This is a genomic window from Thalassospira sp. TSL5-1 (assembly GCF_001907695.1).
Taxonomy (GTDB): Bacteria; Pseudomonadota; Alphaproteobacteria; order Rhodospirillales; family Thalassospiraceae; genus Thalassospira.
On record NZ_KV880638.1, the window covers coordinates 342950 to 354985 of the forward strand.

General features: G+C 53.5%; 12 protein-coding genes. 6 read left to right on the forward strand and 6 right to left on the reverse strand.

The window, feature by feature from the left end:
• Positions 1 to 34: 34 nt before the first annotated feature.
• Positions 35 to 1021 (reverse strand): Bug family tripartite tricarboxylate transporter substrate binding protein, encoded by a 987-nt coding sequence (locus LF95_RS11095; RefSeq protein WP_073955213.1) that lies wholly within the window; start codon positions 1019 to 1021, stop codon positions 35 to 37.
• Between the two features lie 110 nt (positions 1022 to 1131).
• Between LF95_RS11095 and LF95_RS11100 the strand changes: the two genes are divergently transcribed.
• From LF95_RS11100 to LF95_RS11110, 3 genes are all read left to right on the forward strand, one after another.
• Positions 1132 to 1815, forward strand: a complete 684-nt coding sequence (locus tag LF95_RS11100) for a response regulator (protein ID WP_073955214.1) — start codon at positions 1132 to 1134, stop codon at positions 1813 to 1815.
• On the forward strand, positions 1815 to 3206 hold the full coding sequence (locus tag LF95_RS11105; protein ID WP_073955215.1) for a sensor histidine kinase: 1392 nt from the start codon (positions 1815 to 1817) through the stop codon (positions 3204 to 3206). The genes LF95_RS11100 and LF95_RS11105 overlap by 1 nt, the downstream gene beginning before the upstream one ends.
• A gap of 107 nt (positions 3207 to 3313) precedes the next feature.
• On the forward strand, positions 3314 to 4360 hold the full coding sequence (locus tag LF95_RS11110; protein ID WP_168173694.1) for an ABC transporter substrate-binding protein: 1047 nt from the start codon (positions 3314 to 3316) through the stop codon (positions 4358 to 4360).
• Positions 4361 to 4419: 59 nt separating this feature from the next.
• Here the strand turns inward: LF95_RS11110 and LF95_RS11115 are convergent, their stop codons facing one another.
• Entirely contained in the window at positions 4420 to 5391 is a 972-nt protein-coding gene (locus tag LF95_RS11115) for a DNA-binding response regulator (protein WP_073955216.1), read from the reverse strand.
• Positions 5392 to 5555: 164 nt separating this feature from the next.
• Between LF95_RS11115 and LF95_RS11120 the strand changes: the two genes are divergently transcribed.
• From LF95_RS11120 to LF95_RS11130, 3 genes are all read left to right on the forward strand, one after another.
• Complete coding sequence (locus LF95_RS11120) at positions 5556 to 6737, forward strand: EAL domain-containing response regulator (protein WP_073955217.1); 1182 nt, start codon at positions 5556 to 5558, stop codon at positions 6735 to 6737.
• A 72-nt stretch (positions 6738 to 6809) separates the two neighbouring features.
• Complete coding sequence (locus tag LF95_RS11125; protein WP_143182015.1) at positions 6810 to 7292, forward strand: putative pterin-binding protein; 483 nt, start codon at positions 6810 to 6812, stop codon at positions 7290 to 7292.
• Positions 7279 to 8754, forward strand: coding sequence for a sensor histidine kinase (locus LF95_RS11130; protein WP_073955219.1), 1476 nt, complete (start codon positions 7279 to 7281; stop codon positions 8752 to 8754). The genes LF95_RS11125 and LF95_RS11130 overlap by 14 nt, the downstream gene beginning before the upstream one ends.
• A 233-nt stretch (positions 8755 to 8987) precedes the next feature.
• Here the strand turns inward: LF95_RS11130 and LF95_RS11135 are convergent, their stop codons facing one another.
• The 4 genes from LF95_RS11135 to LF95_RS11150 all read right to left on the reverse strand — a co-directional run bounded on the left by LF95_RS11135 (position 8988) and on the right by LF95_RS11150 (position 11966).
• Positions 8988 to 10208, reverse strand: a complete 1221-nt coding sequence (locus LF95_RS11135) for a response regulator (RefSeq protein ID WP_073955220.1) — start codon at positions 10206 to 10208, stop codon at positions 8988 to 8990.
• 112 nt (positions 10209 to 10320) lie between these two features.
• Positions 10321 to 10560 (reverse strand): hypothetical protein, encoded by a 240-nt coding sequence (locus tag LF95_RS22950; RefSeq protein WP_168173695.1) that lies wholly within the window; start codon positions 10558 to 10560, stop codon positions 10321 to 10323.
• 168 nt (positions 10561 to 10728) lie between these two features.
• Complete coding sequence (locus LF95_RS11145; RefSeq protein ID WP_073955222.1) at positions 10729 to 11202, reverse strand: DoxX family protein; 474 nt, start codon at positions 11200 to 11202, stop codon at positions 10729 to 10731.
• Positions 11203 to 11270: 68 nt separating this feature from the next.
• Positions 11271 to 11966: a pirin family protein gene (locus tag LF95_RS11150; protein WP_073955223.1), complete on the reverse strand. Its 696-nt coding sequence runs from the start codon at positions 11964 to 11966 to the stop codon at positions 11271 to 11273.
• Positions 11967 to 12036 lie beyond the last annotated feature (70 nt).

Here is a 12036-nt window from a genome sequence, read left to right on the forward strand (position 1 = left end):
CCAGAAGGATGCGGCGCTCCGTAAGGGCGGATAATTACTTGATCAGACCGATTTCGCGGCTGAGTTCCTGGGTAGAGGAGATTTGGTCGGCAACGAACTTTTCAAAGTCCGGGCCAAATTTGGCAAGCGGCATCAGGCCGTTATTTGCCATGACCTGTTTCCATTCGTCGCTGGCATAGGTGTCCTGAATGGCTTTGACCCAATAGTCATAAGCTTCATCGCTCATGCCTTTGGGGGCATAAAAACCACGCCAGTTGGCACCAATCGCATCAATACCCTGTTCCTTGGCGGTCGGGAATTTGTTGAATTCGTCGCCCGGCAGGCGGTCTTCGGCCAGAACGGCCAGAATTTTCAAATCACCCGAATCAACAAAGCCCTTGGCTTCGGAAATGTCACCGGTGAAGGCCTGAACATGCCCCCCCAGAAGCTGGGTGACGGCTTCCCCGCCGCCTTCAAAGGCAATGTATTTGACGGCACGGGCATCGGAAATGCCAGCCGCCTTGGCCGCGATCAGAACCTTGAGGTGGTCCCAGCCACCCACAGCCGACCCACCGGCAAATGCCACGCCACGGGGGTTTTCTTTAACTTTTTCAAAAAGTTCCGGCAGGGTGTTGATCGGCGAATCCTTGGCTACGGCGATCACGCCATAATCGGCACCAATGGTACCAACCCAGCGCACCTGATCCATCGTCGAACCGGGGAATGCCCCCTGGGCCAAACGGGTGGTGGTAGCCGAAGAAGCAGCAACGATCAGGTCATTGTCGTCATTGCGCTTGGAAACGACTTCGGCATAGGCAACACCGCCGCCGCCGCCAGCCAGGTTCACAACCTGCATCGGGCTTGCGATGGTTTTAAGGTCATAAAGGGTCTTGCCGATCTGGCGGCAGGTAAAGTCCCAGCCACCGCCGGCATTGGCCGGGGCGATACATTCGGGCTGTTCGGGCTCGTAAGCAAAGGCGGAAGATGTAAAGGACAAGGCAGCAAAGATGGTTGCTGCACCAAGTGCGGCAATCTTTTTCATGGTTATTCCTCCCAGTTTCTGGTCGCACCTTGCTGGTACGACGGTGTATAGGAGATTAGCGGCTCAACCTTTCATCAACCTGTCATCGCAAAAATTACAGGAGCAGCATCTTGAGAATACTGATTGTCGAGGATACCGAAGATGTGGCGGAAGCCATCCTTGCGCATTTCTCGCGTCAGGGGCATGTCTGCGAGGTGGCCGCGACGATCGAGGATGCCGGCCACTTTTTGCGTCTGGAATCCTATGACCTGATTATTCTCGATATTAATTTGCCCGATGGTTCGGGGCTGGATTTTCTGAAACAATTGCGGGCGGCCAAAAACGGGGTGTCGGTGCTGGTGCTGACCGCGCGTTTGCAGGTGGATGATAAAATCGATGCGCTGGATTTTGGTGCTGACGATTATCTGGTCAAACCGTTTGACTTGCGTGAACTCGAAGCACGGGCGCGTGCTGTGACCCGGCGCAAGCATGGGGCGAATGAGGCCGGTATTACGGTGGGCAACCTGCATTGCAATTTTGCCGATCATTCGGTGCGTGTGAATGACACCGATATTGAGCTGACCCGTCGTGAATTTATTTTGCTTGAAGCCTTTATGATGAATTTGAACCGTGTTTTGCAAAAAGAAGAGCTTTATTCCAGGTTATATGGCCTGACGGGGGAAGCCGGGCTGAATGCGGTGGAGGTCTATGTGGCGCGCCTGCGGCGCAAACTGGCAGATGCCAGCCTGGAAATTCGTACCCTGCGCGGATTGGGATATCAGGCCGTTCCCGGTGAACAGGCTGATAAATCATAATGAGACCCGCCCCCGCCCCACCCATAACCCATCCCCGCCAATCGGTTGCCGTGCGTCTGGGCATGGCAATGGCGGTGATTTTGGCGGTGGTGTTGTTGGGAACGATTTTTGCCGCCAATAAATACGGCCAGGATGCCGCCGATGAGACCTTTGACCGGCTGTTGCGCGGCGCGGCCTTGCAAATTGCCGAACGTATTCTGGTTACGGACGGGCATGCCAATGTGGATTTGCCGGTTTCTGCCTTCGAGCTGTTGTCGCTGGCTCGTGCAGACCGGGTTTTTTATCGCATTATCGGCCCGGATGGCAAAACCCTGACCGGTTATGGCGACCTGCCATTGCCTAAGGATGACAAGCGCGGGGCAGGGGCGGACCAAACCTATAATGCCCATTATAAGGGCGTGGATGTACGCGCCTATCTATTACGGCGGCAATTGGCCGAACGCTCAGTGACGGGCGATGTTAAAGTCATTGTGGCGCAAACCACATCCGAACGGCTGGCGCTCGCGCGCAGCATTACCGCCCAGGCGGTGCTGACCATTGCCGCCGCCGGGATTGTTTTGTTGTTGCTGGTGGTGGTGGCAATGCGCATTGCCTTGCGCCCGCTGGCCCGGGTGGAACATACGATCCTTGAACGTGATGTAAATGATTTATCCCCCATCGATATTGCTGCGCCTGCCGAAGTTGCGGTGCTGTTAGAGGCGATTAACCGTTTCATGCGTCGCCTCGACCGGCGGATTGAGGCCATGCAGAATTTTGTGGCCGATGCCGCCCACCAGATCCGAACGCCGATAACGGCATTACGGGCGCAATCGCAATTGGCCCTGGAGGAAACCGACCCCGAGGTTCTGGCCCGTTTGCACCAGCGTTTGCACGAACGTACCGTGGGGTTGGGGCGGCTGGCAGATCAGCTTTTAAGCCATGCCCTGATTGCGCACCGGGCGGATATGGCGGTGGCGCAGGAACTGGATTTGCGGCGTTTGGCCCTGGAAGCGGAACGGGAAATCCGTGCCGTTTCCGAGGCTGATATTGCGGTTGATTTGCCAGACGAGCCGGTGACGATTACCGGTGATCCGATCAGTTTGCGCGAGGCGATCAAGAATTTGCTGAACAATGCCCTGAAGCACGGCAAGCCGCCGGTAGGTTTGCGTGTGACAGCGGTTCAAGCTGGCCATGCCAGCCTTTTGGTTCGCGATGGCGGGGAGGGCATTGCCTCCGATATGTCCGCCCGGATTGGTGAGCGTTTTGCATCCAACGGGATTGGACCGGACAGTGCGGGGCTGGGGCTGTCGATTGTATCGTCGGTTGCGTCATCGCACGGAGCGGTTCTGGTGCGGCGCAAAACGGCGGATGGTTTTGAAATTGGCCTTGAATTTACGGTGAGCGCATCATGATCAGATCCTGTGGCAGGATGGCACGCCAGATGTGGCATAAACGGTATATCCGGGGTCTGGTATGGGGGCTTATGGGCTGTTGTGCGGCTATAACCGGCATGTGGGCCATGGCTGATAAGGTTGCCAGTGCCCGGGACCGGGATTTCCCCATTCCGACCGATATTTCCGGCCGTCTGGTTATTCAAAGCACCACCGATTACATGGTAATTGCGCCCGTGATTGAAGCCTTCCAGGAACGCTGGCCGGGGATTTTGATTACGTATAACGAAGTAACCACCAACGAACTGAATGCCGCGGTTGAATATGCCTGCGCGCAGGACCGTTTTATCGGGGATTTGATCATATCCTCGTCGATTGATCAGCAATTGAAGCTGGTTAATGATGGGTGTGCCCAGTCACCGGGACCAAATGTGGGGGAAAGCCTGCCTGATTGGGCCAAATGGCGCGATGAACTGTTTGGTCTGACCTATGAACCGGCAGTAACGGTTTATAATAAGGCCTTTTTTGCCAATCGCCCCGCGCCGCAAAGCCGGTTTGATTTGATCGACCTGTTGCGTGAAAGCGATACCTTTCGTGCCAAGGTTGGAAGTTACGATATCGAAACATCTGGTGTGGGCTATTTATTTGCCTTTCAGGATGCCATTCAGGCCAGTACCTGGGGCCGTCTGGTGGAAGGTCTTGGCCGGAATGAAGCACAGCTTTTTTGCTGTACCGGCGAGATATTGGACCGGGTGGCCGATGGGCGGTTGCTGCTGGGCTATAATGTGTTGGGGTCCTATGCCCTGTCGCGTATTGGCCGGGATGACCGGGTGGGGATTGTCCTGCCCAGTGATTATACCCTGATCATGTCGCGGGCGGCCTTTATCTCGCGCAATGCCGAACGGCCTGGTCTGGCGCGCGCCTTTATCGATTTTATGCTGTCGCCGCCAGGGCGGGCGATTTTATCACGCGATGCCGGTTTATTATCCCCCATCGATGGCCCGGCCCGGCTTGCAAGGCTGGTTGGCAGCCCGCGAAATGCTGACCCGCAGGAGCTGCGACCAATTATGTTAACGCCGGCCCTGCTGGTGGGGCTGGATCAGGCAAAACGCAATATTTTCCTGCAACAATGGCGGGCCGCCCTGCCGCCCCGGCAATTGTCCAAACATCCCTGATTGCGCCTGTTTCGGGGCATATCGTTTTGGCAGGTAAGCCCGTTTAAAGACAAATCTCTTTAATTGCGGAGCGACGGAATGCTGGAAAACACGGTTTTTAACAGTTGGGGCTGGCGGTTAACCCCGGTTTTCATGAAAATCGCCTTTAAATAGGTGCGCGCCGAATGCACCGAAATGCCAACCGCTTCGGATGCCTCGTCCAGGGCAACACCTTCGGCCAGTTTCTGGGTCAGGCGGGCTTCGGAACGGGTCAGGCCAAAGACATCCATCAGATTGTCAACTGACGGCGGGCCCACGGTTTCAGGTTCGACCAAAACAAAAACAAAACCCGGTTTTTCGCCATTTGCTGTCGAAATGCGCTTTAGAAAGATTGATACGGCCATATCATCGGATTGTAGCGAAAATCCTTTTTGCTGCGGAAGCGAGCGACCGGGCGGCGGGTTTAGGAATTTGTCGAGGTCTTCGGGGGCACGCTCCAGGACCAGACGGTTATCGGACTGGATATGCAAAAGCGGGCAGCGCCGTAACAGCTCGGCGGCCTGGGCATTCATATGGCGGACCGACAGGGTGTCGTCGGTTGCAATAAGCCCCAGATTGAAAATATCGAGAAATGCCGACGAAATCTGGTTTTGGGTGTTGCGGTTTTTTGTGACGGCGTCGGATATGCCCTCAAGCAGAGTCCGCAAGGGGGTGGGTTTGGGATAAAAACGGTACACGCCATGTTCGTTGACCGCTTCAAGGGCGGCTTCAAGGTCGGCATAGCCGGTGAGCATGATGATAATGACGTCTGGCCGGGACTTGCGCAATTTCGCCGCCAACTCCAGCCCGGTCATGATGGGCATGTGAATGTCGAGAATAGCGGCATCAACCGCGGGATCCCCGGAAATAACGTCAAGTGCGTCTTGGGGGTTGTTAAAAAACAGAGCTTCCCAGTCCAGTGACATGCCACGCAAACTGCGGCGATGTGCTGCCAGAAGGTTGTCGTCATCATCGACAAAGGCAACTTTGATGCCCGAACTGGATAGTTTCATTAAAATCCCTCCTCGTTTGGGGATATTGCCGTAAATCCGGATATTCTATCGTCCTGAGACTGAAGCCTATCCGCTATGTCCATCGGTGCGCAACTTTATCGCACAGGGCCAAAGGCGGGCGGTCGCCTGATCGGTATGGTTCGCGCAACGGGGTAATCATCAAGATGCAACACGCAGCCCTTAATTTTCGACCCACCATTTTGATGGTGGATGACGATGAAATGCTGCTGTCTTCCGTGCGTCGGACCCTGGGGAGCAGCTTTCATATCGTGACCAACAGTTCTGCTATTGCCGCCCTGGACTGGCTGGCGAAAAACTTTTCGACTGTGGATGCCGTTCTCGCCGATTTTATGATGCCGGAAATGGACGGAATTGAATTTCTGCACCGGGCGTCCGAGGTTGCCCCGGCAGTGCCGCGCATTTTGCTTTCGGGCAATGTTTCTTTCCTGTCGCTGCGTGATGCCATCAATCGGGGTATGGTCAGCCGTGTGCTGGCAAAGCCGGTTTCTCCCGCTATTTTGCGGGAAGCATTGAATGACTGCATATCCAGTCCTTTGCCTGGCGCGGCACGACACAAGGTGTCGGCGCTTGAGGTTGGCGACGCCATTGAAAAAAATCATCACAGTATTGTAGTTCAACCAAGGGTTTCGGCAAAGGATTTCAGTATCGTCGGGGGTGAAGTGCTTAGTCGCTTTTCATGTTTGCAGCAGCGCTTTACCCTTGAGGATATTATCGGGGCGAGCGAAGATCACCCGGTGATGAACCAGATGACGTCAAACGTGCTCTACTTGCTTGAAGATGCTGCAGATACCCTACAGGCGAAATTAGGGAGTTTTGCGCGTATCTCGGTGAATTGTTCGCCTTATTCACTGGCCAATATGGATTTTGTCCAGTTTCTGATGCAGCGGGTTATTGATTTTCGACGCAGGCATATCGAGCTTGAATTTGAAATTACCGAGCATAATCCCAAGGTTCTTTCTGCGGCCTTTATTCGCAATGCCAGCTTTTTGAAGGAGCAGGGGGTTCAGTTGCTGATTGATGATTTTGGCACGGGAAACAATTCGATCCAGTTGCTGCGCCATAATTTTTATACCGGCATCAAGCTCGATCGCGGCCTTGTATCGCGTATGATGACGGAAACGCTGGATAATTCGTTTGTTGAGTGGACTGTCCAGATCGCCCACAAGCTGGGTTTGTGCGTGATTGCCGAGGGGGTCGAGGATCTGACCGTTGCCAAACGTTTGCAGAAATACGGTGTTGATGAAATGCAGGGATATTATTTCTCGCGACCGGAAATACCCGAAAATCTGTTGATGAATAGCGTTGCCGGTATCGCAACGTCTTGATCTTGTACACTATAACCCCCAAGTCTGAACCAGGTTTGGGGATCGGATTTATTTCCGGGAGGGGGAAAATACATGAAAGCTTTTGTAACTGGATTTGCACTTCTCATGGCTTTTGCCATGTGGGTGTTGCCCGCAAACCCGGCACAGGCCCGTAACGAACTGGCGGTCGTTGCACTGGACGGAACAAAAACGGTATTTTCTTATGATGACCTCGTGAAAATGCCGTCCACAACGATTAAAACATCAACGCCCTGGACAGAAGGAAAACACGATTTTACCGGTGTTTCTTTTGCTGACCTTTTGAAAAACAACGGCATCGAAGGCGGCAATATTCGGGTTTTCGCCCTGAATGATTATAGTGTTACGGTCCCGGCCGAACGCCTGACGGCAACAGGGGCTATTCTTGCGTATCAGTTGGATGGCAAGGCCATGTCGGTGCGCGATAAGGGTCCTTATTGGGTTATTTTCCCGTTTGACAGTGACCCTGATTTACAGACAGATCAATATTGGTCTTATGCTGTCTGGCAGGTGAAAAGCATTAATGCTCAACCGTAAAAAAAACCGCAAAATTACACTGGTTTCAAACGGGGTCACGATATTAATTCTGACCCTGTTTGTGGCCGTTTATTATTTTTATTCGATGACGATTGTGCGCAAACTCGAAGATGAACGGTTTGCCTATCGTGAAAATTTTGCCTGGGCCATGTTCCAGATACAAAAACAGTATCTGGTGCTTGATCGCGATATTCTTCGGTTTTCGGAAGACCAACGTGACGGCAGCCTGTCCTATGACGACATCCTTTTTGATTATGATCTTTTTGTCAGCCGCGTTGCGATTGTCCGTGACGGCAGCGGTTTTAGAACCCTTCAGGAAATCCCCGAAGCAATTAAATTATTAAAAGACCTGACTGCGTTTATTGCCGAGATTGATCAGAAAATCCGTTCCGATATGCCGCCGGCCCAGGTGGTGGCGGATATGGACAGGACACTCGAGAGTATGGCCGAGCAAATTCAGGATGTGGCGGTTCTGACAACCAATTATGTGTCGGTTTATAATTCATCCAATATCGCTGCTGTCAAAAGCGATATCGAGGAACTGTCATATCTGTTCATATTCGGGCTTTTGGTGATGATCGGGCTGTTGGCGATTTTGCTGCGAAGCCGTCAGCGCGCCCTTCAGGCCGATATTGATGCCCAGGTTGCCCGCCAGCAGCAAAATGTTGTCGAAGAAGCTGCCGAATATGCCAAAATGCACGCGCTTGGGACGCTTGCTGGCGGGGTCGCGCACGAGATCAATACCCCGGCCCAATATATTCACAATAATCTTGAATTTCTGTCCGACAGTTTTAACGAACTGACCGGGGCGATCCGTTATACCGATGATGGTGCCGCACGGATTGAAATTGACCGCGACCGGGTTGAATTTATGGCCGAGGAAGTGCCCCTGGCCTTACGCGAAAGCCTGGAAGGGCTGGAGCGTATTGCCGGGATTGTGCGTGGCATTCGCAAGTTTGCCCATCCGACCAACGAGTCGATTGAAACGGTGTCCGTGCCAGATGAAATTGAAACGGCCATTACCCTGACGCGCAACCAGATCAAACATACCGCCCAGCTTGACTATAGCTACCATGCCCAAGTAACCGAAGTTGTTGGCAGGCGTAACCATCTGTCCCAGGCATTGATCAATCTGATCGTCAATGCTGGACAGGCGATTAAAGGCAATGGCATTCGTAATGGGCAAATTTCCATAATGGTCACGCAGCTAGACGCGCTGATTGAAATTCGCGTGCGTGATAATGGCGGCGGCGTTCCCGAAGAACTGCGCAATCGTATTTTCGATTATTTCTTTACCACCAAGGAACATGGTGTTGGTACGGGGCAGGGGTTGCCAATTTGCCGTAAATTGATCCAGGATGATTTTGGCGGCGACCTTGTCCTGAGTGACGGTTTGGTTGGTGAGGCGGAGTTTGTGATCAAGTTACCGATATCGACCGAGCGATTGGAGCATCTGAGCTGATATTTGCCGTCAGACGGGGCCGGAACGATGTGCTGGTTCTGGTGTCGGAACCCGTTCCTGTCCCCATCCCTGTTTCCGTCCAAGTCCCGGTTTTTCAGCTGTGAGTATTGCCAAAAACAAAACCCGGTTTCCATTTTCTGTCAGGGATCACAGGTGGAAACCGGGTTTTAGAGCCTTCTGCCTTTAATGCGCGCGATGGTGCAATCGCATGGCGAGCTTGTTAAGAAGGTTTTTTAGCGCATTTCATGCAGGCGGATGGTATCGCGTGCGATGCTGGACCATGCAGCCCATTTCTCGCCCAGGCCAACAGCGGCCAGGTAACGTTCCGAGAGCGGGTATTTTTCTTTCACCAAACGTCCTGAACGGCCATATTCGCGGGCAAAATGCTGGGCTGCGTAGACGACTGCCAGTGTTGAGGATCGACCAGAGGGGGCCGATTCCGGCCGGTGATGGAAAGCAATATCCTCAATAATTTCGTGTTTGAAGCTCCAGAGTGCGGCCATGCAGGCCGACAGCCCGGCATGACTGATTCCCATCACATCAATTTCGGCTGAAATGATGTCGCACTGGTTCTTGTCGGCGATATGGCGGGCCGACATGCTTTGATTGGGCAACACCATTTCAATCAGTTTGCTACCGACATGCGCCAAAAGGGCTGCTGCCCGACTGGCATCAATATTTTCAAATCCATTTTTGTCATGGCGGCCCAAATGGGCGGCAATTTCGGCCATGATTAGCGTGCGGACCAGGTCGGGGTCATTTTCGGCCGTTTCAAGGTCGCCATTGCCATAGATTTCAAACAGCAATGTCAGGGCTTTGACACTTTCAACCCCCAGCACCTCGAACAGGTGATGCAGGGTCGGTGTGCTGTGTTCAGCAATCAGGCCTTCGCGCTGGGCATAATGCTGAATAAAGGTCACGCAGTCGCGGTGGTCCATTGCATAGTGCGACAGGCTTTGTTCCGAAACCGGGCCATCGTGATACAGTGTTACCTGCATGTTGCGAAATGAGGTCGGCCACAGATAATGCGCCGGCAAACAGGACATGACCCCCAGAAGATACGGGTCCCGCAGATAGGACCGTAAAATCAGGGCGCGTTCGATTGCATTGATGATGGATTGGTCATCACAGGGTTTCATCAAAAAATGATGCGTGGCCGACGTACCGAGCAGATTTGCATGTTCATCAGCATATCCCGAAAGCAGAATCCGCCCGATTTCCGGGTAAAGCTGCGAGACTTTGCGAAACAGTTCTGCGCCATCCATGATGGGCATGCGCATGTCAGATACAATGACATCCGCACTGTGATGTGAATTGAGCAGATTAAGCACTTCCTGCCCATTGTCGCAAAACTGCAAACGCCAGTTTGGTCGTTTGGCCCGAACACGACGTCGCAGGCCGCTAAGAACATTTGGATCGTCATCGACGAATATGATCGACGGTGCGTCAGCCATGAGTGTATCCCTTATACAGCGCATGTCTGATGATGCGCCACGATATGACAAAACAGTTGAAGTTCCGCAGTGGCCCTCGTTTAACGGGGAGCCGCTTGCAGGGGGCACCTGTTTAAGTGCGAAGCCAATGCGCAAACAGGGTATGACGCGCTGTTTTATGCGTTTCGATGTTCCAGACAATAAAGGCCTGCAACAGGTCATCCTGGCGTGTTTGCGCCGCCGGATTTTCGGCTGGCGACAGTGCCCTGTCAGCACCGCTGACAATGATTCTGGAGACAGCGGTCCGCTCCGCACGACAGGATGTGCGGGGGATCGGTGCCAGTGCAGTCATGTGGTCAGGTGTACGGTTCATGGCTTTGACTTCTCTGTCAGGTGCATTCTGAGCGCAACCTTAGGCAGTTTTGGATTTTCCCTACATCCCTATTTGAGGAGTATTATAAGATGCTGAAAAGCAAAGAAAAGGCGGGGATTTCCGTGAGGAGTCCCCGCCTTTTGCCGTTTCGGTCATAAAACCGGATGATTAAAATTCGTAGCCGAGTTTGTGATCGAGCGAGAATCGCCCGCCACCCCGAATAAGAACCGCCAGGGCCAGCATGCCCCACATGATCGGCATTTCAACGCCGGCATCGATCCAGGCATAGCCGTTTGGCAGGTGAATGAAAAAGGCGACCGACATGAAAATAACCACGGCAGCCGCGACCGGGCGGGTCAGCAGGCCAAGAACCAGCAGCGCACCGCCAAAAAATTCCAGTGTGCCCACCAGAAGGGCAAAGAAATAGCCAGGATGGAAACCGATACTGTCGAAATAGCCGCCCGTTCCTTCAAGGCCATAACCGCCAAACAGGCCAAACAGTTTGCCCGCACCATGCGGCATTAACAAAATACCTGTGGTGACGCGCAAGATCAGCCATGACAGGGGTTCCAGTGCCGCCCAAAGAGAACCAAGGGCGGGAATGATCGGACGGGGGCCAGACTGGCCAGCAGGATTGTTCATTTTAAAAACTCCGAATGGATTTTGGGCATCGTTACGCGATGCAAACAGGTACGGGCTGGTCGCAACGATCAGGCGGCCATGTCAAACAGCAGGGCCTCGGTATCGGTTCGGGCCTGTAATTTCAGGATGTCTTCCTGGGTGATGGCGGCACCATCCCCGGCATTTAGCGTGGTTTCGCCAAGGTCAATCGTGCCGCTGACCATTTGCAGCCAGGCGATTCGTCCCTTTTGCAGGGTGTGCTCGACCACGCTGCCTTTGCCAAGATGGGCGGCATAAAGATCCACATCCTGATGGATGGTGATGGACCCATCGCGGCCTGAACGACTGCCGATCAGCTGCAGGTCGTTTGCTGTGGCGGCGATGTCCTTTTCCTCGTAACCGGGCGCTATGCCCTGTTGCTCGGGCAGAATCCAGATTTGCAGGAAATGCACCGGTTCGGTTTTCGAGGCATTGTATTCACTGTGACGAATGCCGGTTCCCGCACTCATGCGTTGCAGGCGGCCGGGGCGAATGACCGACCCGTTGCCAATGCTGTCCTTGTGTTCCAGGGCCCCGTCAATGACATAGGAAATGATTTCCATGTCGCGGTGGGGGTGGGGGTCAAAACCGGCACCGGCAATAACCCGGTCTTCGTTGATAACCCTTAACGGGCCCCAGCCCATATGGTTGCGGTCATAATAATGGCCGAACGAAAAGCTGTGGTTGGAATCGAGCCAGCCAAAATTGGCCCGGCCTCTTTCGTGTGATTTGCGTATCGTAATCATTGTCGGCTCCTGTATCAGGGGGACATGTGTTGAAGCCAGATTACGTTGTTTTTAATTATCCACAATCAAC